22 protein-coding genes and 2 pseudogenes are annotated in these 22044 nt (G+C 49.4%); 2 read left to right on the top strand and 22 right to left on the bottom strand.

The window, feature by feature from the left end; all coding sequences use genetic code 11:
• The first annotated feature begins 114 nt into the window (after positions 1-114).
• Positions 115-1290, top strand: a complete 1176-nt coding sequence (locus FWE06_03425; GenBank protein MCL2546233.1) for a YibE/F family protein — start codon at positions 115-117, stop codon at positions 1288-1290.
• 39 nt (positions 1291-1329) lie between these two features.
• Here FWE06_03425 and FWE06_03430 read toward each other — a convergent pair whose 3' ends face one another.
• A complete protein-coding gene (locus FWE06_03430; GenBank protein ID MCL2546234.1) occupies positions 1330-2268 on the bottom strand; it encodes a cation diffusion facilitator family transporter in 939 nt (312 codons plus the stop codon).
• Positions 2269-2283: 15 nt separating this feature from the next.
• Positions 2284-3246, bottom strand: coding sequence for a biotin--[acetyl-CoA-carboxylase] ligase (locus FWE06_03435; protein MCL2546235.1), 963 nt, complete (start codon positions 3244-3246; stop codon positions 2284-2286).
• Between the two features lie 318 nt (positions 3247-3564).
• Between FWE06_03435 and FWE06_03440 the strand changes: the two genes are divergently transcribed.
• Positions 3565-6978, top strand: coding sequence for a pyruvate carboxylase (locus tag FWE06_03440; GenBank protein MCL2546236.1), 3414 nt, complete (start codon positions 3565-3567; stop codon positions 6976-6978).
• A 355-nt stretch (positions 6979-7333) separates the two neighbouring features.
• Here the strand turns inward: FWE06_03440 and FWE06_03445 are convergent, their stop codons facing one another.
• From FWE06_03445 to FWE06_03540, 20 genes and pseudogenes are all read right to left on the bottom strand, one after another.
• Complete coding sequence (locus FWE06_03445) at positions 7334-7600, bottom strand: hypothetical protein (GenBank protein MCL2546237.1); 267 nt, start codon at positions 7598-7600, stop codon at positions 7334-7336.
• A 98-nt stretch (positions 7601-7698) separates the two neighbouring features.
• Positions 7699-8277, bottom strand: coding sequence for a manganese efflux pump MntP family protein (locus FWE06_03450; protein ID MCL2546238.1), 579 nt, complete (start codon positions 8275-8277; stop codon positions 7699-7701).
• Between the two features lie 78 nt (positions 8278-8355).
• Positions 8356-8691, bottom strand: a complete 336-nt coding sequence (locus tag FWE06_03455) for a TM2 domain-containing protein (GenBank protein ID MCL2546239.1) — start codon at positions 8689-8691, stop codon at positions 8356-8358.
• 700 nt (positions 8692-9391) lie between these two features.
• Positions 9392-9985: a transcriptional repressor LexA gene (gene lexA / locus FWE06_03460; protein MCL2546240.1), complete on the bottom strand. Its 594-nt coding sequence runs from the start codon at positions 9983-9985 to the stop codon at positions 9392-9394.
• 216 nt (positions 9986-10201) lie between these two features.
• Positions 10202-10306, bottom strand: a pseudogene (locus FWE06_03465) (DUF2200 domain-containing protein).
• Between the two features lie 10 nt (positions 10307-10316).
• Positions 10317-10439 (bottom strand): annotated as a pseudogene (locus tag FWE06_03470) (DUF1905 domain-containing protein).
• 16 nt (positions 10440-10455) lie between these two features.
• Positions 10456-11508, bottom strand: coding sequence for a homocysteine S-methyltransferase family protein (locus tag FWE06_03475; GenBank protein ID MCL2546241.1), 1053 nt, complete (start codon positions 11506-11508; stop codon positions 10456-10458).
• Between the two features lie 60 nt (positions 11509-11568).
• On the bottom strand, positions 11569-11970 hold the full coding sequence (locus FWE06_03480; protein MCL2546242.1) for a hypothetical protein: 402 nt from the start codon (positions 11968-11970) through the stop codon (positions 11569-11571).
• A 2-nt stretch (positions 11971-11972) separates the two neighbouring features.
• The gene (gene argS, locus FWE06_03485; GenBank protein MCL2546243.1) at positions 11973-13664 is read right to left on the bottom strand and encodes an arginine--tRNA ligase; all 1692 of its coding nucleotides are present in this window, start codon (positions 13662-13664) and stop codon (positions 11973-11975) included.
• Positions 13658-14086 (bottom strand): DUF1934 domain-containing protein, encoded by a 429-nt coding sequence (locus tag FWE06_03490; protein MCL2546244.1) that lies wholly within the window; start codon positions 14084-14086, stop codon positions 13658-13660. Before FWE06_03490 ends, argS begins: the two co-directional genes overlap by 7 nt.
• Positions 14087-14199: 113 nt before the next feature.
• Positions 14200-15006, bottom strand: a complete 807-nt coding sequence (locus FWE06_03495) for a creatininase family protein (GenBank protein MCL2546245.1) — start codon at positions 15004-15006, stop codon at positions 14200-14202.
• A 20-nt stretch (positions 15007-15026) separates the two neighbouring features.
• Complete coding sequence (locus tag FWE06_03500) at positions 15027-15455, bottom strand: GNAT family N-acetyltransferase (GenBank protein MCL2546246.1); 429 nt, start codon at positions 15453-15455, stop codon at positions 15027-15029.
• 1 nt (position 15456) lies between these two features.
• A complete protein-coding gene (ruvC, locus tag FWE06_03505; protein ID MCL2546247.1) occupies positions 15457-15957 on the bottom strand; it encodes a crossover junction endodeoxyribonuclease RuvC in 501 nt (166 codons plus the stop codon).
• A complete protein-coding gene (locus tag FWE06_03510) occupies positions 15945-17168 on the bottom strand; it encodes a methionine gamma-lyase family protein (protein MCL2546248.1) in 1224 nt (407 codons plus the stop codon). Before FWE06_03510 ends, ruvC begins: the two co-directional genes overlap by 13 nt.
• On the bottom strand, positions 17161-17661 hold the full coding sequence (locus tag FWE06_03515; protein ID MCL2546249.1) for a hypothetical protein: 501 nt from the start codon (positions 17659-17661) through the stop codon (positions 17161-17163). The genes FWE06_03510 and FWE06_03515 overlap by 8 nt, the downstream gene beginning before the upstream one ends.
• A gap of 99 nt (positions 17662-17760) precedes the next feature.
• Positions 17761-18582, bottom strand: coding sequence for a Cof-type HAD-IIB family hydrolase (locus FWE06_03520; GenBank protein MCL2546250.1), 822 nt, complete (start codon positions 18580-18582; stop codon positions 17761-17763).
• Positions 18579-19337 (bottom strand): polysaccharide deacetylase family protein, encoded by a 759-nt coding sequence (locus FWE06_03525; protein ID MCL2546251.1) that lies wholly within the window; start codon positions 19335-19337, stop codon positions 18579-18581. Before FWE06_03525 ends, FWE06_03520 begins: the two co-directional genes overlap by 4 nt.
• 78 nt (positions 19338-19415) lie before the next feature.
• On the bottom strand, positions 19416-19859 hold the full coding sequence (locus FWE06_03530) for a cell division protein SepF (protein ID MCL2546252.1): 444 nt from the start codon (positions 19857-19859) through the stop codon (positions 19416-19418).
• Positions 19860-19917: 58 nt separating this feature from the next.
• Positions 19918-20604: a YggS family pyridoxal phosphate-dependent enzyme gene (locus tag FWE06_03535; protein ID MCL2546253.1), complete on the bottom strand. Its 687-nt coding sequence runs from the start codon at positions 20602-20604 to the stop codon at positions 19918-19920.
• 177 nt (positions 20605-20781) lie between these two features.
• Positions 20782-22017 (bottom strand): hypothetical protein, encoded by a 1236-nt coding sequence (locus FWE06_03540; GenBank protein ID MCL2546254.1) that lies wholly within the window; start codon positions 22015-22017, stop codon positions 20782-20784.
• Positions 22018-22044: the final 27 nt, after the last annotated feature.

Consider the following 22044-nt stretch of genomic DNA (forward strand, 5'->3'; position numbering starts at 1 on the left):
TAACTCTGTGCATGTATGATGAGTAAACCAAACAACGACTGTTATGGAGAGTAAACTCACCTATAATTGTCAGTTTAATGGAACATATTTTAGACATATCAGGAGATTGTCATCATGTACAGTAAACCCTCAGAAACAAAGTTGAACCATACACGCGATATTATCATTCGTGTTGCCATTATTGCTGTTGCCGTCATTTTGCTCGTTGTGGGCAATCGTATTGCCGTGCGTAATTTGGATTTGGCGCAGCGTGACGAGAATGCCATTACCGAGCGGGCGCGGGTGGTTGCTGTTATTAACGAAGGTGAATATGATGATGAGTTTGGTAGTTGGCGCACTTTGATTTTTGAGGCACGCATTACGCATGGTGGGCGTCGCGGCGAAACTGTGATCGTGCAGCAGTCGATTGATATGCATTATGATGATGAAAGCACACTGGTTGCCGTTGGCGACCGCGTGATTATCGGCGTGCTTAGCCCGCCCGATCCGCAATTTGACGACCCGGATATGCCGCTTGAATGGCACTTTTATGCCCACCAGCGTATCAATGGCATTCTTGTTTTGGGCGGCATATTTGCTTTGTTGCTTCTATTATTCGGGCGAATGAAAGGGTTAAATGCCTTAGTATCACTTGCGTTGACAGTGGCCATTATCTTCATGGTATTTATTCCCGCCATTCTATCGGGCGGCCATGTGTATGTTTGGACAGTGTTGGTTTGTCTGTATGTCATTGTGTTTGGATTGTTAATTATTCACGGCATTGGCCGAAAATCTCTTGCTGCGATTGCCGGGTGCCTTGGCGGTGTCGTTGTTGCAGGGTTGTTGGTGTTGCTGATGAGCGGAGCGCTGCGCCTCACAGGCACGGGCACTGATGATGCTATGCATCTGCAATGGATGAACATTGATTTACGAGCCATTATTTTTGCCGGCATTGTCATTGGTGCCGTCGGCGCGATTATGGACGTTGCCGTTTCGATTGCCTCGTCGTTGTGGGAGTTAAAAGAAAACGCACCCGAAATGGGCGCGAGAAGCCTGTTCAAATCGGGTATAAACATCGGGCGTGACGTGATGGGGTCAATGACCAACACACTAGTGTTGGCGTACATTGGCAGCTCGTTAGCTGTGATTTTAATTATTGTTGCTAATGCCGCATCATATCTCGAGTTGTTTAATTTGGAAATGATTGTTGTCGAGTTGCTGCAAGCTTTGATCGGTAGTTTGGGCATATTGCTCACAATGCCACTGACAGCGGCAATTTGTGCAGTGATATACGGGAGAGATTCGGAGTAGGGGGAAGCATACCCTGCACGACGCTTATATCGTCGCCGGCTAGTCCGGCGGCAATTGTGCCGTGCTTATCGGAGTTCCCGCGATGTTTGTGGCATGGGGATTTACATGCACCATGCAATGTTTGACCGCAGAAAATGTCGCTTCGATAGCGTCATGCACATCCTGTGCGACGGCATGGCTTTCGTGCAGGGTATGTTCACCATCGATGCTGATTTCTACGTCGACATAGATTTTATCCCCAAAGAGGCGTGTTTTGAGTTCGTCAATGCCGCGCACTTTGTCGAATGCGTCAATCACATCGCGCATTTGTTGCTCGGTTGCTTCGTCGCACGCTTTGTCGGTCATTTTGCCTAAGGCGTCGCGAAATATGTCAAGCGCTGCTTTCAAGATAAGCGGACAAATAACGATTGCTGCAAGCGGGTCGAAGATGGGGAATCCTTGTCGCGCAATAAAAACGCCGATAAAGCTGGCAACTGAGGAGAGGGCATCGGCACGGTGATGCCATGCATCGGCCATCAGTGCGCCGGAGTTGATGCTCTTTGCCACACGGCGCTTGTACCAAAACATACCCTCCGTGACGATGATGGTAGCAGCCGCTGCAATTAAGGCAATCAAGCCCGGCGTGCCCATGTCAATGCCATCGGATAAATCGACGGAAACAATATGCCGAATGCCGGTCCAACCTATGCCTATACCTGTTACAGCAAGCGCAATAGACACAAGAATGGCCGCTACACACTCAAAGCGCTCATGGCCGTAAGGGTGACTTTTGTCGGCTTTGCGGTTGGCTAGTTTGACGCCAATCATAGCGATGACTGTGGTCAGCATGTCCGATAACGAATGCGCGGCATCGGCAAGCATGGCAGTAGACCCACCGACAATGCCGGCGATGAGCTTTAGTGGCGTGAGAATAAGAATGTCAAATGCTATGCCAACGGCCGATACGCGCATGGCTTTTTGTTCGTTGGTTCTGTTCATCTATATGCTGTCTCCTTATGCTGTAGTTCGTACAGACACTTCGCCCGATAATAGCGTGACGATTTCGCCGTTGGTTTTCTTGACAACCAGTCGCCCGCTGTCATCAACATCGACGGCAAGTGCGTCATATACTTCTGTGGGCGCGTGGACAGTGATAATTTCTCCCAGTAGCGGCATACGTTGTTTGTATTGTGCCAACAAATCTTGCTCACTAAACGTTTGCGGCGTTTCCAGCTTTAACAAGCGGTTTGTTATATCGGCGACAATGCGGTTGCGCGGAATGTCGGTGTGAATACTATCTGCGATGGCCTGCAATTCATTTGGGAATTCCGGTGTGTTGACGTTGATGCCGATGCCGACGACAATCCAGCCGATTTGCCCGCTCTCGAGGTCGGCAACGCCCTCGGTCAGGATACCACAGACTTTTTTTCCATCGATTAAAATATCGTTGACCCACTTGATGGTGGGAGTGAGCGCGGGCAATAAAGCCTCAATCATCTCGCAAACGGCAATAGCAGCATAGGCTGTTACCAGTGTCGGTGTAGATAGCCACAGCTGTGAGGGCCGCAAAATCAAGCTCATGTATATGCCGTGGGCTGAGAAAAACGCGCGGCCATATCGGCCTTTGCCCGCCGTTTGTGCGCCTGCGACAACGAGCGTGCCGTGGCTTGCGCCGTCAAGAGCAAGTTCTTTGGCGGTCTTGTTGGTTGATTCGAGTGATTCATGCACAAAGATAGGTAAGTCTTGGTGCGCCAAAAAAGGCTGAATGCCCTGTGCCGACAAAATGTCATTGTCCAGGCACAGGCAATAGCCTTTTTTTGTGACGGCGTCAATGTGGTGACCGTCCTTCTTGAGTTCGCGGATGGCTTTCCAAACGGCATTGCGGCTGATAAAAAGCCGTGCGGCAAGAGTTTCTCCGGAAATGTGTTGCCCGCGATGCTGTTCGAGCTGGGCGAGGACTTGGTGTTTTGTTTTCATGATGATAGTATACGGCAACGGTGGAGAAAATGCAAGTGTCATGCAGGATATTTCGCAGATGTTGTGAGTGGGCAGTTCGGCACTTCTTGGGTGTTGCGCCTTGTGTACAGTGGTTGTTTGCTGATTTTTTGTAGGCTATGTCAGATCATCCCCTGGCCCGCCGCCTCCAAAATCAACGGCCGCCTACTCGGCGTTTCAAATTTTTTTGCAAGTTTCGACTCGATGTCTTGCATTTTTGTTTTCGATGTGGTATACTACGAAAAATGTCTTCGTATGCCATGCGGGGGATTTAATGAAAGTATGAGGTAAGATGCCATCATGAAGAAGATTAAAAAGGTACTTGTTGCCAACCGTGGTGAAATTGCCATCCGTGTATTCCGGGCCTGCAATGAGTTGGGGCTGAGCACAGTTGCGATTTACTCTAAGGAGGATACTTACAACTCGTTTCGCACTAAGGCGGACGAGTCGTACTTAATCGGGCAGGACAAGACGCCGTTGGGTGCGTACTTGGACATTGACGCGATTATTAAACTGGCAAAGGAAAAAGAGGTCGATGCCATTCACCCCGGCTACGGATTCCTGTCGGAGAACGCCAATTTTGCGAGAGCCTGCGAAGAAAACGGCATTATTTTTATTGGTCCGCCCTCAACGGTGCTGGATAAAATGGGCGACAAGCTCAACGCTAAAGAAATCGCCAAGGCCTGCGGTGTGCCGACCATTCCTGGTTCGGAAAATCCACTAGCCGATATGGATGATGCGCTTGCCAAAGCGGCGCAGTATAAATATCCTGTCATTTTGAAAGCGGCGGCCGGTGGCGGCGGCAAGGGTATGCGTCGGGTTAACAATGCCGAAGAGTTGAAAGCGGCGTTCCCGCTGGTGCAGAATGAGGCACTCAAAGCCTTTGGCAACGGCGATATTTTCATGGAGAAGTATCTTGTTGAGCCGAAGCATATTGAGATTCAAATTTTGGCTGATAAGCATGGCAACGTCGTTCACCTTTTCGAGCGTGACTGTTCGTTGCAGCGCCGCTATCAAAAAGTCATTGAGGTCGCGCCGGCTGTGTCATTGGATGAGAAAGTCAAGCAAGCACTTTATGACGATGCCGTCAAGATTGCCCATCATGTTGATTATGTGGCGCTGGGTACGTTTGAATTCTTAGTGGACAAGGAAAATAATCATTACTTCATCGAGGTCAACCCGCGTATTCAGGTTGAGCATACTATTACCGAAGTGATTACCGGCATTGACTTGGTGCAGGCACAAATCCACGTGGCAGAAGGGCATAGACTTGATTCGGAATTGATTGACATTCCCACCCAGGAGTCCATTCAAATGCGCGGCGTGTCGATTCAGTGCCGCGTGACGACCGAAGATCCGCAAAACAACTTTTCGCCTGACATCGGCAAAATCAGCGTCTATCGCTCCGGCGGCGGATACGGTGTACGGCTAGATGCCGGCAACACCTATACAGGTGCGGAAGTGTCGCCGTATTATGACAGCTTGCTGGTCAAAGCCATAACCTTTGACCGCACTTTCAAAGGCGCGACACGCAAGGCGATACGTTTGTTGAGTGAGATGCGGATTCGCGGCATTAAGACAAATATACGCTTTCTGCAAAATATTTTGGCGCACCCGAAGTTCGAATATTTGGACTGCAACGTGACATTTATTGACGACACCCCATCGCTATACGAATTCCCAGAGCCGCAGGACCGTGGTACGAAGGTATTGAATTATATCGGCAACACAATCGTCAATGGAAAAGGTATACCCTCTGCACCGCCTGCACCGCCGATTCCCACAGCCTCAGGTGCACCGAAACCGGGCTTGAAACAGCTCTTGGATGAAAAGGGCGCAGATGCCGTGCGTGATTTTTGCTTGGATAGTAAGAACGTGTTGATTTCCGACACGACGTTGCGTGATGCTCATCAATCGCTGTTGGCGACGCGTATTCGTACCCGCGACATGGCGAGCATTGCCGAGTATATGTCGCACGCGCTGTCCGATGCTTTTGCGCTCGAAATGTGGGGCGGGGCGACGTTTGATTTGGCGTACCGCTACTTGCACGAGTCACCGTGGGAGCGTTTGGCGATTTTGCGTGAGAAAATCCCTAACATTCCATTTATGATGCTCTTTCGCGGTGCCAATGCCGTGGGCTACACGAGCTATCCCGACAATGTCATCAAGCAGTTTATCCAAGAGGCAGCAACGGCGGGTGTTGATGTCTTCCGTGTCTTCGATTCGCTTAACTGGTTGCCCAACGTGCAATTGTCCATTGAGGAGGTCGTCAAAGCTGGCAAGGTTGCCGAGGGCTATATTTGCTACACCGGTGACATTTCCGATGACAGCCGCGACAAATATGACCTGAAATACTATGTCAATATGGCCAAAGAGCTTGAAAAAATGGGTGCACATATTCTCGGCATAAAGGATATGTCGGGCTTACTGAAACCTTATGCCGCCGAGAAATTGGTCAAGGCATTGAAGAGTGAGATTGGCCTGCCCATTCACTTGCACACGCACGATACCAGCGGCAACGGTGTGGCAACGTTGCTCAAAGCCGTCGAGGCCGGCGTAGACATTGTCGATACTGCGATTTCATCGCTGTCATCGTTGACCAGCCAACCGTCGATGAACTCTGTCGTTACGGCGTTGGAGGGGCAAGAACGCGACACGGGCATTCGCGACGCCGACATTTTGCCTATTTCAAGATACTGGGAAGTGGTGCGCGAGTATTACGCCAACTTTGAGGAGGGCTTAGAAGCCCCCGCGACTGACATTTATCGTTACGAAATCCCCGGCGGGCAGTATACCAACTTGAAAGTGCAGGTCGAGAGCTTTGGCTTGGGTGACAGGTTTGTCGAGGTCAAAGAGAAGTACAAAGAGGCTAATGACATCCTTGGCGATATTGTAAAAGTCACGCCGTCATCGAAAATGGTGGGCGACTTGGCAATCTTCATGGTGCAAAATGAGCTGAATGCCAACAATATTGTGGAAAAAGGCAAGAGTTTGGCTTTCCCTGACTCGGTGGTGAGCTACTTTGAAGGCATGATGGGACAGCCGCAGGGCGGATTTCCCAAAGATCTGCAGGAAGTTGTGTTAAAAGGTAAAACGGCGATTACTTGCCGCCCGGGCGAGCTGCTTGAACCCATCGATTTTGACAAAGTAAAGCAAGAAATGCAAGCATTCCGCCCCAATGCAACCATGCAGGATGTGGTAGCGTATTGTTTGTACCCAAAAGTGTTCAAGGACTATTGCGCCAATGTCAAGGCGTATTCTGACCTATCAGTGTTGGAGACATCGGTCTTCTTTAATGGATTGGCTGTTGGGCAGGTTACTGAGGTCAAGATTGAGGATGGAAAAACGTTGATGATTAAGCTGGTCAGCGTGGGTGAAGCCAATGCCGACGGTGAACGCAACATGATTTTTGAACTCAATGGAGACCGCCGTGAAATCGTTGTGCGCGATGCCAAGCAGAGCGCGTCCTCGGCAGTTGTGACGATGGCAAACGCTGACAACCCGATGGAAATCGGCGCAAGCATTCCCGGCACGGTCAACAAAATCAACGTCAAGCCGGGCGATAAAGTCAAGAAAAACGCCGTACTGGCGGTTATAGAGGCCATGAAGATGGAAACGACCGTTGTCAGTAAAGTGGACGGCGTGATTGATCAAGTGCTGGTTAGGGAGAAGCAGGCGGTTAAGGCCGGGGAATTGGTTGTCGTAATGAAGTAGGATAACCGTGACCCACAAATACATTGTTACGATAGCAATAAAAACCTGCAAAGAAAAGTCAAGCAATTTTTTTAGTAGAAATTTTACGCTTTTGTTCCAATTTCGATTCATTTTGGTTAGTTACACGAAGGCTCATGTGAGCTTCAACCTGCTTAATCGAACCTTTACAACAAGGGGTGGCGGACTGTTTTTATTTCGGGTGCGTTAATCCTAAAAGACCACGCCCGACCAATTACTCCCTTATTGTAAAAAATAAGTGCAAATGCTCAATGCCTGCATTAGACATTTTGCAATTACACTTTTATCCTACTAAAAAGAACCATCAAAATAAGATGGTTCTTTTTTGCGTTGTTAATTAGTTATCGTCGTCGTTACCTTCGATGTCGTCAACGATGTCATGGTATCCGTCTTCAATGTCGTCAACGATATCTTCAGCACCATCTTCAATACCATCAACGATGTCCTCAGCGCCATCTTCAACATCATCAACGATGCCTTCAAACTCAGTTGTGACTCGATGCTCACCTTCACGGAGGTCGTCTTCGACATCGTCGTTATCGCAACCAACCATGAATGCCATGGCAAGCATCAGCACCAGAGCCAACAGAATCAGTTTTTTCACACATTTCACCTCCCTTCAAGTATATTCAAGTATGTAAACATTCAGTGACTTGTATGATATCTAGCAGCATCCTATGCTACCAGAGCGATGGAATGCGTCTATACAACGCCTAACCCACCAAGCAAGATACGCAGCCCCATCAACACCAGCACCGCACCGCCAAAAAACTCGGCTTTTGTTTTGAATTTTATGCCGAGCAGTCGCCCGAGTTTCAATCCTAACGTAGACAGTCCCAATGTTACGATGCCAATTAGCAGTACAGCGGAAAAGATATTAACCCTCAATAAGGAGAATGACACGCCGACGATCAACGCATCAATGCTCGTGGCAAAAGCCAACGGAATGATGCCGGCATGCGTAAGCGTGCCGCATTGACAGGTATCAGTTTTGCATGTGCAAGAATCAGGTTTGCGGCAGGCAAGCATCATCTTACCGCCGATAAATGCCAGTACGGCAAAAGCAATCCAGTAGCCAAACGCGTCCACATGGTGAGAGAACTGTGTGCCGAGCAGATAGCCGATAAGCGGCATGCCGGCTTGAAATACGCCAAAGTACAGCCCCACAGTGAGCATATGCTTTAGAGTGGGCTTAAACATGGAAAGCCCGAGGCAAACGGCAACAGCAAAAGCATCCGCCGCAAGCCCGATGGCGATCAAAGTTAACTCCATAAAACTCATAGCAAGCTATTATACCACATCTTTAGCAATAAAGCAAGAGGGACGTCCGGAAAGACGTCCCTGTACTATGCGTCTAGGTTAAATCACTGCGGTGAGGTTGTTGAAATTCAGTTCTTTGGTCTTTTTGGAAATTGTGAACCAGTCGATGATGGTTAAGATACCACAGACACCCCATGTGAGAAGTTTTAATACGCCCATGCCTGTGTCGCCAAGCATAAAGCGGTCAATGCCCAGACTGCCTAGGAAGATGGAAACGAGTAAGAGTGTGGTCGGATCTTTCAGTTCAACCGTCGAGATAAGTGTAAACTTTTCTTCCGGCATTGCCAAGAGCTTTTCTTTTAAGTACATGATTTTCTCGGCGGGGAAATACTTTTGATTAGTCATGATATACATATCCACTTTTTGCTGATCCATGATAAAATCCTCCATTTATTTGTAGAATAACGGAAGTATAGCACAAATGATGGCGATTGTCAAGGGATATAGAAAAAAATTATACGCACAAGATAAACGATGAAAGCAATGATGCCTGAGGTGATTAAAACAATATCTTTTGCTCTCTTGCTTATATTGAGAGAATTTTTGCACAGGAGGAATACAATCAGTATGAGGGCAGGTATAGCCAAAGGGTGGTAATAAAAAGAGGCGCAGAAGTTCAATGTAAAAAGCGCGATAACAGCGCGTGTCATGCCGCAGGCAGGGCAGGGGATGCCGCTTATCATACGGATAGGGCAGTTGCCGAGAAAGGCATAAAACGCAGCCAGCGCAATGCCAATAATAAAAATATAGGGAAGTTTTTTTAGATATGTATTTCTCATGAGGGGAGTATAGCACACATTCATAAACAAAGCAAATGGTTTGTCGCGAACCGCAGCCTGACAAAAACCGCTCGGGGGGCGAGCGGTTTTTGTCCTGGAGAAAATAGGAGGAATCCCAACATGCGAAACGCATGTGGCATAAGAAAAGCGTAGTCGATGTAAAGGTTTAGTGACTCACACGTTTGCGTAAAAACAGCAGCTTGACAACTAATGCCACTGCCGCCACAGCGGTGGCGATGCAAATGATTTTTACGCGAAAGCTTTGAAAAATTTGAAGATTCATCATTAGTACCCCTCTAATATTCTCGAACCAAAGCAGTGACAATGCCAAGGATTTCGCATCCTGTACCGTCAATGGGTTCGTAATCGTCATTTTCAGGCAAAAGCCAGCATTCGCCGCGCGAATCAGACTGATAGCGTTTCACGGTTGCTTCACCATCAATCATAGCCACAACGATTTGCCCGTTTTCGGCGTTGTTTTGTTGGCGTACAATGACAAAATCACCGTCCAAAATGCCGGCATTAATCATGGATTCACCAAGTACCAACAACGCAAAATGTTCGGCATCGGTTTCGGGTTTATAGCGAACAAAGCCTCGCTTAGACTCAATAGCAGTAATGGGCTCACCCGCTGTAACATCGCCGGCAAGCGGCACGAAACCGGGCATGGCACCATCGGGGAGTTTTAAGGCCCGCGGCTTGCCGTCATCGCGCAAGATGAGCCCGCGATCAATCAATGTGTTGATATGAGTATGTGCCGTCGAAGGGGAACGCAAACGCACAGCCGCACAAATTTCGCGTACAGTAGGCGGGTAGCCATTCGTGGCCGAAAAGTCCAAAATAAACTGATATACTTTTGTTGCTGTTTTCCCTAAAGGCCGTTGTTTCACAAAGCCCACCTCACAATCATTGGTTACCATAAGACACGCTGCTATGGGTCCATGCTCATGCATAAAATACCGGATTCAAACAATATATGACATTGAAATCAATAGTCGACACAATATACAGTGCTTTACGTTTGGGTTACATAAATCTGACAATTTCATTGTACAGAATGCAAAGCGATCTGTCAAGTCTTTATTTACAATGACGGCAAAAATTCATTAACTTCTTAGAATTTTCTCCATCGGCTTGTCTTTTGCAAGCTTGTCCACCGACTCGTCCAATCGAAGAATATTTTGCATCAGTGGACTGGCGATATTTTCGACAAGACCCATCGTCAAAGGTGGCGTGAACTTTGACATGCCCTTTACCGAATTTGGCTTTAACATCATAGGGGCATTCAATGTATGCGGCGTCTATGTCTGGCACTTTGTAGATAATTTGCTTCGAATGTGTCATAGGTTTTCATGACGCATTATGTCCAACGCGGGATGCCGTGGTAGGCGCGCTTGACAACGTCATACCACTCTGGCGCAGCGTTCAGTCGCACAGGGGCTTGCCAGAAAAACTGCTCTTCCAACAGCGTGGCCAGATCGACTTGGTTGTTAACGGTAAAGTTGTCACCGTCCGGTGCGTCAACAGAATAAACACCGCGGTTGTCGGCTGTTATGCTGTCATGTAGTGGGGCAGGGGGGGCAACTTTTGTGCCTTTTAAGTTTTTGGCGATGCCGGCGATATGTTTCGCTGTGCCGCCGCAACATACACCGAAGTATTGCACGCCCAGCGTTGCCAGTTCGCGATGATGGTGCGTGAGCTCTTCGGGCGTAATGTGATAATTGCCGTCGCCATCGGGCAAGCCCGCGTTGGGCAGGTAGAGTAACGGCACTTCTGCGTATGACCGCAACCGTGCAAACAAAGGCAACGGGTCAAGGGCAATGCAGTTTAGCCCGAAGGCTTGCACGCTCATTGATTGCGCAATCATCAAGGCGGCTTCAATATCCGACCCCGACAGCGTCTTGCCTTTTTGGTTGCAAGTGAAACTGACAAAAATAGGTTTGTCGCTTACATCTTGAATGGCCAGAATCGCCGCCCGCATTTCTACAACATCGGTCAGCGTTTCGACATAGAAATAATCCACACCCGCTTCATGCAAGGCCCGTGCTTGTGTGGTATAGAGGGCAATCAGCTCATCAAAGGCAGTATCGCCATATGGCGGCGTGAATAGTCCAAGTGATGCCATATTACCTGCTATTAATGTGTCGTTTGACACATTTTGTTTTGTCATAGCAACCAGTTGCTTGTTAATTTCGGCAACGTTATCTTGTAAGCCATATTCGCCCAAACGGATGGCATTTGCACCAAACGTCGGCGCGGCAATGCGCTGCGCCCCCGCGTTGATATAGCCGTGCTGAATCGCTCGCAACGCCTCGGGATGCTCGATTGTCCACTGCTCGGGACATACGCCCGATGGCATACCTTGGGCTTGGAGGGCGGTACCGATAGGGCCGCCTAGGATGGTTGGTTGCATAGTAATATCCTCCCAATCCTCTTTTGCAAAGAGGGTGCCGTCGCAACGGCAGGTGCGTTCTTATTTGTGCTTAGGTTTATGTGTAGACTCGTTTGGATATATATAAGATCGGGTAGTGTAGACTAAGGACTCGACGAGCTTGTTTAATTCGCAGTAGTCCGGTTTTTGTTTGGCAGCTATGCTTTTGAGCGCTATTTTTGCTGATATTCTTTGTTCGCTATTCCCATAAATATCAAGCAGAACGAGCTTGTCCCGTAGTGTAGTATAATTTTCGTCACTAAGCGGCTTAGAGTCCTCCAATATTGTCAAAGCAGACAAAAGAGTTTGGGCTATATCAATCAAAGCGGTTAGCCATCTGTTGTCCTCTCTTGCATTTCGATTGGCCAAATGGGCAACAATTCCGGCAACAACAGCACTAGTGATAGCACTTGAAAATAAAACAATGACTTCTAACAATCCCATAACTACATCTTCTCCGGCGCACTCACTTTCAACAACGCCAACCCGTTGCGCAACACTTGCCGCGTGGCATTCGCTAACGCCAGCCGTGCATCGCGCAATGCCGGTTCGGCGTCTTTGATGCGGCAAGCATTGTAGAATCTATGAAACGCCGCCGCGCAGTCGAGCAAGTAGCGGTTGACGCGGTATGGCTGCCGTGTTTCCGCCGCACCCGCAATTTCTTCGGGGAAGTAGGCCAGGATTTTCAACAAAGCAAGCTCGGTTTCATGTGTGAGCAGTGCAGCATCAATCGTAGGGGCGGGGTTAGCCTGCTCATTTTCAGCCATCAGCTTATCCATAATGCTGCAAATTCGTGCATGCGCATACTGCACATAATACACAGGATTGTCGCTGTCCTCGCGCACGGCAAGCCCCATGTCAAATTCCAAATGCGTGTCGGTACTGCGGTTATTAAAAAAGAACCGAGCTGCGTCAACACTGATTTCGTCGAGCAAGTCGGCCAATCGTATGGCGCGGCCTGTGCGCTTAGACATACGCACGCTTTCGCCGTCGCGCAAGAGGTTGACCAGTTGATATAGTGAAAATTGCAGACGATTGCCGTCAATGTCCAATGCTTCCAAGCCGGCACGAAAACGGACGGCGTGGCCATGGTGGTCGGCACCCAACACGTCAATTACCATGTCGAAACCGCGCTTTTCCAGCTTGTCGCGGTGATAGGCAATGTCTACGGCATAGTAAGTGTAGCTGCCGTCCGATTTGACCAGCACATAGTCTTGGTCACAGCCGAATTGGCTCGACTTAAACCAAGTTGCACCGTCTTTTTCATAGAGATGGCCCTTTTGCTGCAATAAGTTCAGTGTTTCGGCGACGTAACCGCTTTTGTGTAATGATGACTCATGGAACCACTCGTTGTATTCAATGCGATACCGCGCCAAATCGTGTTTAAGTGCCGCAGTATTGCGCGACAACCCGAATTGCACCATATCGTGCAATGCCGTTTTTTCGTCAACATCAAGGTAGCTTTCGCCGTGCTCGGCAATAAACGCATCGGCCAAATCCCAAACATCGTCGCCTTGATAGCCTTTTTCAGGAAAAATGATGGCACCCTCACCTTTGAGGCGTTGGATATAGCGCGCACGAATCGACTGTGCCAGTAGGGAAACTTGATTGCCGGCATCGTTGACATAAAATTCGCGCCAAACGTTGTAGCCCGCCGCTTCAAGCACTGATGAAAGTGCGTCGCCCAGTACACCGCCGCGTGCGTTGCCCAGCGTCATCGGGCCGGTCGGGTTGGCGGACACGAACTCTACCATCACACGTTTGCCCTGCCCGGCATTGCTTTTGCCGTAATCGTCACCGATTTGTGCAATGGCAGTCAGTACAACTTCACGCCATGCGTCGCCGTAAAATAAATTGATAAAACCGGCACCGGCAATGTCGACTTTGCAGAAATAACTGCCTTGCAAGTTGAGCCGTTCGGTAATGGCTTGTGCGATGGCGCGGGGCGGCATTTTCAACGCCTTTGCCGCGGCAAGTGCGAAATTGCTTGACACGTCGCCGTGGCTTGCCTCTTTGGGGATTTCACAACCACCCAAATCCGCGCCCTCGGGCAATACGCCGTCAGAAACAGCTTGTCCGTAAGCGTTTTGGATGATTGTTTTACATTGCTCGAAAGCAAGTTGCGTGAGATTTAGCATAGCACATCCCCCTTAACTCTGACAAAAATCGAATTTGTACCGGTCTTTTGGTGGTCAACTTCGATGTCATACACCAAGCTGAGCGTACCACCGCTGTCGTCGAAATCGCCCGCAATTTTGCGTGCGCAGACACCAACCGTCAGTGCGCCCACAGGCGTTTCGGTAAACGAAACATGTTTGCGGTCTTTTTCAAAAACCATTTGCGCCACAACGTCGCCTGTGCGACGCATTTCCACACGCTCGGGTTCAATATTGAATGTCGTTGTTGTGCCGTCCATGCCGGTCAATTCGCTTTCGTTGTACTCAACGACATAGCGGCCGTCTTCTTTATAAAAGCGCCCGCCGGTAATCAGCTCAACAGGCGTTTCTTGCTCAAATTGCCCGACGTTGATGCCCAGAATAGAAATCAATGCGTTATCCATGAAAAAAATAGGTTCTCCTTTACAAGGCAATTACCAAATCGCCCACGTTCCTGAATCCATAAAGTATATCACAATAGCAGGGTGAGGTCAACCCGCCAAAGCACATCTTTGCATTACGCCCCCGGCTTGTCGGCCATATCAAAAAACTCGTGCTGCAAATTGGCAGCATTGTCGTTGAGTTTGATGCTTTGTATGGTGGCAACTAAGTCATTGACGAAAAAATCACGCCATGCCGCGCCGCGTTCGGCGGTTGCGCCGGTAGGGTCACCGGCAACATGATGCGGGTAATCGCCGTAGAAATGTAGGCCCGTATATGCGTTGTGCAAATGCTTCAGGTTGCCTTGTGGCTGTGTTTGCTCGACTTGCAGGTTCTCCATGGCAACCAGCGACTCAGAAATCGACATAATAAACCCGGTTTCGTTAATATCAGCGTGTCCGCCGCCTTCGCCTTGCGGTGCACCGTATTTAGCGTTGAGATGTATGGTCATTTCATGCGAAAAGTTTGGAATATGCGCATAAACTGTATAATCACGCCGTTTGTCCAGCTGTGATTGCGCAAAATAGCGCAGCATATGCGTATTGCCGCCGTGCGAACAGACTAATATAATTTTATCCAGCCCATTGCGGGCGATTTCATCGCACAAGGCTTGCATGAGTTCCATTTGCAAGTTGGCTTCCAAAGCAACCGCGCCCATGTAATGCCGCACTTCGCTGACTTGCCCAAACGGGTACGATGGAAACACGACCGCCGTTTCCATCGCCGCCGCGCGCAAGCAGACGTCGCGGCCAAAGAACAAGTCGGTGCCGAGCGGCAGGTGGTCACCGTGCTTTTCGATGCAGCCAATGGGTACAAGGCATACGCCCTTGCTGTCTTTCACGGCTTGCGTAAATTGTTGGATGTTTAGTGTTTCCCAGTTCATGATGTGGTCTCCTTTAATGTTTATTCGGCGCGTTGATAGATTGAGGGGATTGATAAATAAACGTCATTGCCAACAGCGGCTTTTTGGAAGCCAAGCCTTTCGTAAAAACCGGCTATGTCTTTCGTTGTCCCAAGCAACCATTCCGAATTTGGAAAGTGCGCAATGCACCGTTTTACCAGTTCGCTGCCGATTCCCTTGCGTTGGAATTCAGGGTGAACGACCAAATCGTAAATGATTGACCGCATTATTTTGTCGCTCAATACCCGTACTGCGCCAACCAAGCGTTCCTCTTCCCACGCGGAGATAACTAGTGTTGAGTTTACAAACGGCATATTGAAGTATTGAGTCATCGAACCGTCAGCCCCGTCAGACCAGTCCGCGGATACAAATAATTTTTCCAGCTGCTCGCAGGGCAAGTCTTTTTTTGTAGTGTTGTAAGTGATGTTCATATTATTCTCCCTGCCGCTCTAGCGCCGCCACCATCGGCGCGTGGAAACTGTGGCACAACGCCACTGCCAACGCGTCTGCGGCATCGTCGGGGGTTGGTTTTTTTGCCAATTTCAGCAATTGCTGCGTCATTTTAATCATCTGCGGCTTGGTTGCCTTGCCGTAGCCCGTGACCGTCAGTTTTATGCTGCCCGGGTTGTACTCGTGCACGGGAATCATTGCCGCCGCAGCCGCCAGTAAGATAATGCCGCGGGCGTGTGAAACTTGAATGCCTGTTGTGATGTTTTGGTTAAAAAACAACTCCTCAACCGCCATCACATCGGGCTTTAACGCTTGCAGCAATTCAGTCATATCGTTATGAATTGTCAGCAATCGTGTCGCCAGCGGCAGCCCGGGCGTGGTGCGGATGACGCCGTATTTGACAGCGCGGTTTTCATGCCCAAACTTCTCAATCAGCCCGAATCCAATCGTGCCCAACCCCGGGTCAATGCCTAGGATTCGCATAACTTCTCCACCGCCCGCATGAGGCAAATTTTGCCTGATTCATACGTCAACCCGCCTTGCAAGTACGCCGCAAACGGCTCACGAATCGGCGCGTCGCACGACAGTTCAATCGACGCGCCTTGCACAAACGTGCCTGCCGCCATAATTACGTCACAGCCATAGCCCGGCATAGGCCACGGCTCGGGCGTAACAAAACTGTCAACCGGCGAACCGTACTGGATATTGCGGCAAAACGCAAGCAATGGTTCTGCCGTGCCGAACGCAATACGTGTGATGATGTCACTGCGCTGCTCGTCGCGCGTTGGCGAGGTGTCATAGCCCAGAAACGACAGCACTTCTGCCGCCACTGCGCTGATTTTCAAGGCTTGATTAACCGTGTGCGGCGCAAGAAAGAACCCTTGAAACAGCAATCGGTTCTGCCCTAACGTCGCCCCGCAATGCCCTGCAATGCCGGGAGCTGTCATACGCGCTGCCGCCGCCTCGACCAAATCGGCACGTCCGCAAATGTATCCACCGCACGGTGCCAGCCCGCCGCCGGGGTTTTTAATTAGTGATCCGACAGCGATATCTGCGCCCACGTGCGTGGGTTCGCGCGTATCGGTGAATTCGCCGTAACAATTGTCGACTACGATATTGATGGCGGGGTTGCGCGATTTTACAAAACTGCAAATTGCGCCGATTTCGTCAATCGTCAACGCCTTGCGCGCGCTGTACCCGCGCGAACGTTGGATTAACACTGCGCCCGAAACACCGTCAATTGCCGCGCCCAGTGCCTTGAAGTCGACTGCACCGTCTGCCAATGGCTCAACTTGGCGGTATTCTATATTAAACGTATCAAACGAGCCAACATTGCCCGCGATTACACCTTGCAACGTGTCGTACGGCGCACCGTACGCCGAGATTAGCGTTTCACTAGGCTTAATTGCCCCAAATAGCGCACAGGAAATTGCGTGTGTGCCGCTGACAAATTGCGTACGCACCAGCGCCGTTTCCGCGCCGAATACATCGGCGTAAATGCTTTCGAGTGCTGTGCGCCCGGCGTCATCATAGCCGTAACCCGTTGTGCCGCCAAACATGGCATCGCTTACGCGGTGCTTGGCGAATGCAATCAGTACGCGCTCGGTGTTGGCTGTGCTGATGGCGTCGAATTGGGCGAAGAGGGGGGCTAGAATTTGATCGGCCTGGGTGAATAACTCTGTAATATTAGGCATCGTTTTCACTCAACACTTTCATAATTTTCATACATACATTGCAAGCTGAATAACAGTCGCTTGTATCAACTGTTACGCCAAGGTTTTCGGCATACGCTAACAAATTTCCAACACCGCCGTCCAGCAACGCGCGCGCTGTCGGGATTGTATAGGGGTCATACTTGTCGAGAATGGCCAAAACGTTTTTCTCGTAGACGTTGCCAACAGGAAAGTGGCAAAGCATCAAATCGCCGTTTGGACTAACTGAAATACTGTCAATCTCGTCAAGCCTATTGGTGTAGGGCATTTGACCGCATGGTACGGACAAGTTAATGTCTTTGGGCGGCGAGAAGTATTCACCCAAGAATGTAAGCGCGTTACCCGCAGGAGAAATATCATTTCCGCTTGAAGTGTCAATGCCCAGCTCATTGAAGGGTTGCAACAGTCGCTTAGTTTCAATATTATACGGGTTTTGATGGTCTTTATTTACAAGCCATGCAGGGTGGACACGCAATCTTGACACTTTACTAAGCAATAGTGCTTTGGCAAATAAAATCACCGGTTCAATCGGTACATATCATGAAGAAATTATAACAGGAAAAGACGGGCGGTGTCAAATATCAAGCAACCACTTCACCACGCCATCCCTATCATTTTTGTCGCAAACAAAATCGGACGCTGCCCGAACCTCGGCAACGGCATTTTCTACGGAAACTTTGACATCGCAAGCCGCGAACAACGGCAAATCGTTGAGATTGTCACCAAACCCAATGAGCCGTTCAAAACCAAATGTTTCCCGCAAGTAATCGGCAGCAGTCTGTTTGGAGGCGTCAACGCTGAAAATCTCCAAGAACCAAAAACCTTTGCGATAGGTGTCGTGATACAGTACGCAATTCAACCCCGACAGCACTTGCAGCGCGTTATAAATCGGCAAAAGCCGCTCATGTGTATCGAGCAGCGTGAAGTAGATGATATGTTTATACGAGGCGTTGCTGAAGTTTTCAATATGCCGAAATCTTCTTTGATAGCTTGCGATGCGCTCGGCGATAAAATCGCGCATTATTTGTGACTTAGAGGCTTCGTGATAGGTTATAAATTCGCCGTCATTGCACTCGTACATAAAGGCGGTTGTATCAAATTGACGCAGTATGTTAATTATTGCCAAGGCAGCCTCGGGTGAAAGCGTGTTGATTTTGGCGTAACATTGCTGCTCCAAGTTGTATATCAACGCGCCGTTCATCAGAATAATAGGCAGGCGCAGATTGAGGTTCGCCAAAACTTTCTGCGTGGACTGTGATGCTCGCGCCGTAGCAACGGTAAAGTGCAAGCCGTCGGCAATCAGCGCGTTGAGTTTGTCAGTTGTATAGTCAGATAGCTCGGCGTTGCTGTTGAGCAGTGTGCCGTCAAGATCGGAGATATAAAGCGTCTTGCTCACAGCAGCCGCTCCTGCAACCCCTGCTGATATGTTGCAAGATTTTCTAAAATGCATTCATCTTGCCCGACAACAAATCGCACGATAAGGTTAAACGGCAGGTATTTTGGCTCAACGCACCAGAAGTTCATGCACTGCTGGTCGATGCCCCATTTGTGCAGAAGCGTGAAATTCTCATAGATATACACAGGGCCGTGCCCGCCGGGAAAAGCGTATGACGTAAACGCGCGCTTGCCCAAGTGTTCCTCAATATCGGCAATGCAGCCAAAGACTTGCTCATGCAACTCGTCCGGCGACATGATGGCTGTGTTATCATGCATTTTTCCATGCGGTTGCATGGTGGCAAAGCCGCTGTCTTCCATGATTTTGGCTTCTTGCCACGTAAAATGCGGCGTACCCACAACACCGTCTTTGGGGCGCGCGCCCATGGTGTCAGTCACGATAAAAATGTCGGTATGTACGCCTAACCGCTTGCAAATTGGATAAGCAAGGGTGAAGTTGCTCTCATAACCGTCGTCCATTGTACAAACAAAGGGCTTATCCGGCCATTCGGCACGTTCGTTGATGCAGTCATAGCGCTGTTTCAGCGAGATAGGCGTGTAGCCGTCATTGAGCAAGGCCGTCATGTCTTGCTCAAATTTTGCGGCCGTCGATGTCGCGAACATGTCGCCTTCAACCTCTTCGGTGAAGTTGTGATAGGCAACGACAGGGCAGTTGATGAGCTGATTGGCTTGCGTGGAAAAATCTAGTTTTGGCATGGTGTATCATCCTCTCATGTTTATAGCGAAAAGGCGACCGATGCAGCAAGGGTCGCCTAAACAGTATATCACAAACAATTAACCTATGTAAACGTTCTCTAACTGCCCCAGCAAATCCTCAACAACGCCTTCGAGCTGCACGCAAGTCGGGGTTGCCATGTAAGTGTTGGTAGCAATAATTTGGAGCTGACCGTCCAGCGCGTTGACCACGCCGCCGATGAAATACAATAAGTTACGCGCGTCGTCCTTGTTGGTGCGCTCAAGGTTGATGACCAAGATATGACGATTGCGCAGGTGGTCGGCAATGCAATCATAGCTGTCCTTAAAGCTGTTGGGCGACAAGATGATAACACGGTGCTGCGTCGCCGCCATAATGTTGACGACTTTCTCATCGCTCGGCACTTGGGCCGTTTCTGCGTTTTTTTTGCGCAACGGTGGGAACAATTCGCCCCCGTTTGTCTCTTCGTCCAAATACTCGTCATCCGGTTTCAGAAAATCTTTAAGCGCATTAACAAATCCCATAGTAAGTATCTCCTTGTGACTTTTTGTAGGGCGCGGTGACTCGCAACGCGCCAAGGTTTCATTCTCGTTGTCCGAATAGCACTGATCCCAATCGCACCATTGTGGCACCTGCCGCAATGGCATCGCGATAGTCGTCGCTCATGCCCATCGAAAGGACATCGAAAGAGTTTACAGAATTAGTATACACGCTTTGTTCACGAATGTCAACATAAATTTGCCTCATTTTGGAAAAAAATTTTAGATTGCCTCTGTTGACACCGTTTGACGGTGGCGGGATTGTCATAAGTCCGCGGATTTTCAGGTTCTTAAAGCGCGAAATTTGCCCAAAAGTTGACATAATTTCTTTTGGCGGAAAACCATATTTGCTATCTTCATCGCCCATTTTAACTTGTAACAATACGTCCATCACACATCCGATGCGCTTTGCCTCGCTGTCGACAACCTCGGCAAGTCGCAACGAGTCGAGGCTTTGGATCATATCCACTTTATCAATGATGTCACGCACCTTATTGCGCTGCAAATGCCCGATGAAATGCAAATTCGCACCGTCGTATGCACCGTCACGGTGCTTGGCAAGCAATTCTTGTACGCGGTTTTCGCCAACAACAGTTATACCGGCTTTGATAGCGCGGATGACTGTATCGCTATTCTGTGTCTTGGTCACGCCGACGGCAGTGACAGAGCCATAGTCTGCCGTTTGTGCCAGATGGTCGACTTCCATAAGGATGGATTGTATGTTTGTCATAGTGTTTATTCTCCTTGGTTGCAGGGGTAGCAGATTGTCATATGTGAGCGCTTGTTAGCTATCAAAATATTTTCTCATAAAACACGCCCACAATATCATCGTAAGGGCCAACCCTAATCATCCTATAACCTAGCTTTTTGTATAAATATTGATTTCCCGCGTCAAGCGCATTTTTACCTATCCGACCCGTTTCCCGTCATACAACCCTGCACCAATGATTAACTCATCGCTATCCCGCAACGCTCGCGGGTCGACGCGGTCAAATTCCAGCAAATAGTACGACTCACTCGAGTAAATAATCTCTACCGGATTCCAACGCGCTATGCCGGCGACCAGTTCAAACACGCCGGTTTCGCCATATTCGTTGAGATGTAAGGCATTTTTGGGAATGCGCAGCCCGCGGTGTGTGCGGAAGATAATTTCGGCCGATTGCCGCCGTGCGCGAATGGTGCCCGCCATATTTTCCCGTGAGCGGAAGACGACAACGCTCATGCCATCTTCATCACTGCCCACACGGTCGCGCCACATTTCAATGGTTGCCCAAAGTCCTTGCGAAAAGCGAATGGTGACATCACGCTCCAAACGCTGTGCCTGCTCAGTCGGCATAATGGCGGCGAAATACCAATGGAACTCCGGCACCAACTTACCAAGCACGCGTTCGCTGTCCACCTCGCGGCGCAAATTTGACAGGTCCCGTAGCATCGCGACAGTAATATTCTGCCGCATGCCGGGGTATAAAATCTCTTCATAGCCATCAACGTACGCCGAAAAAAATGCCGGCGGCAGCGTGTTGGTAATCGTGCTCTCCGCCGCCCGCTGCAAAGCTTGCAGTTCGCGTAGTTCGTCTTCAACTTGAGTGATCATAACATTGATGACGGCAGCATCTTCAAATGTGTGCTCGCGCAAAAACATCAGTCGCCGTAAATCCTGACTTTCGCCGTACAACTCGTAGGTAGCGCCTGTGTCAACGGCGTGCGCCAACACGGACAGTTGCTCAAAAATCAGCTGGTCCAGCGCGCTGGCGTCGGCAACAGTATCGGCATTGTCACGGATATTGCGCAGCATCTCCAGCCGCGCGTCCAGTGCGTGAATGCGCGCGGTGTGCTCTAAATCTTCAATCCGTTCGTACAGCGAGGCGAGCAATTGCCCTGTGCCGACCCTTGTACCCTCATCAACGTGCAGCTGTATCACACCCGGCGCGCGCGGCAGCACTGTTTCGTTGCGGATAAAATAGCCGTCAATGTTCAACGTCTCCTCTGACGTGTGCATGATGGGATTGACCAAAATGACGGGGTCGTTAATAAATCCTATCAAATGATACCCCATAAAAAACAACACAAAAAGAGCCAGCAAAAAGCACATGAGCTTAATGATGGGGTGGTCTTGTCGTTTATTGAGTGGTTTTTTTGGCATAATTTTCTCCTCTTATGTTAAGGCGCG

This window comes from Oscillospiraceae bacterium (assembly GCA_009780275.1).
Classification (GTDB): domain Bacteria; phylum Bacillota; class Clostridia; order Oscillospirales; family UBA929; genus WRAI01.

Excerpts from the sequence above, each read along its gene's own strand:
- FWE06_03525 (MCL2546251.1), bottom strand. The coding sequence starts at position 19,337 with ATGCCAAAACTAGATTTTTCCACGCAAGCCAATCAGCTCATCAACTGC.
- FWE06_03495 (MCL2546245.1), bottom strand. The coding sequence starts at position 15,006 with ATGAACTGGGAAACACTAAACATCCAACAATTTACGCAAGCCGTGAAA.
- FWE06_03455 (MCL2546239.1), bottom strand. The coding sequence starts at position 8,691 with ATGGATCAGCAAAAAGTGGATATGTATATCATGACTAATCAAAAGTAT.
- FWE06_03510 (MCL2546248.1), bottom strand. The coding sequence starts at position 17,168 with ATGCCTAATATTACAGAGTTATTCACCCAGGCCGATCAAATTCTAGCC.
- FWE06_03450 (MCL2546238.1), bottom strand. The coding sequence starts at position 8,277 with ATGAGTTTTATGGAGTTAACTTTGATCGCCATCGGGCTTGCGGCGGAT.
- FWE06_03430 (MCL2546234.1), bottom strand. The coding sequence starts at position 2,268 with ATGAACAGAACCAACGAACAAAAAGCCATGCGCGTATCGGCCGTTGGC.
- FWE06_03425 (MCL2546233.1), top strand. The coding sequence starts at position 115 with ATGTACAGTAAACCCTCAGAAACAAAGTTGAACCATACACGCGATATT.
- FWE06_03540 (MCL2546254.1), bottom strand. The coding sequence starts at position 22,017 with ATGCCAAAAAAACCACTCAATAAACGACAAGACCACCCCATCATTAAG.
- FWE06_03440 (MCL2546236.1), top strand. The coding sequence starts at position 3,565 with ATGAAGAAGATTAAAAAGGTACTTGTTGCCAACCGTGGTGAAATTGCC.
- FWE06_03535 (MCL2546253.1), bottom strand. The coding sequence starts at position 20,604 with ATGACAAACATACAATCCATCCTTATGGAAGTCGACCATCTGGCACAA.
- FWE06_03475 (MCL2546241.1), bottom strand. The coding sequence starts at position 11,508 with ATGCAACCAACCATCCTAGGCGGCCCTATCGGTACCGCCCTCCAAGCC.
- ruvC (MCL2546247.1), bottom strand. The coding sequence starts at position 15,957 with ATGCGAATCCTAGGCATTGACCCGGGGTTGGGCACGATTGGATTCGGG.
- FWE06_03500 (MCL2546246.1), bottom strand. The coding sequence starts at position 15,455 with ATGAACATCACTTACAACACTACAAAAAAAGACTTGCCCTGCGAGCAG.
- FWE06_03480 (MCL2546242.1), bottom strand. The coding sequence starts at position 11,970 with ATGGGATTGTTAGAAGTCATTGTTTTATTTTCAAGTGCTATCACTAGT.
- argS (MCL2546243.1), bottom strand. The coding sequence starts at position 13,664 with ATGCTAAATCTCACGCAACTTGCTTTCGAGCAATGTAAAACAATCATC.
- FWE06_03490 (MCL2546244.1), bottom strand. The coding sequence starts at position 14,086 with ATGGATAACGCATTGATTTCTATTCTGGGCATCAACGTCGGGCAATTT.
- FWE06_03530 (MCL2546252.1), bottom strand. The coding sequence starts at position 19,859 with ATGGGATTTGTTAATGCGCTTAAAGATTTTCTGAAACCGGATGACGAG.
- FWE06_03435 (MCL2546235.1), bottom strand. The coding sequence starts at position 3,246 with ATGAAAACAAAACACCAAGTCCTCGCCCAGCTCGAACAGCATCGCGGG.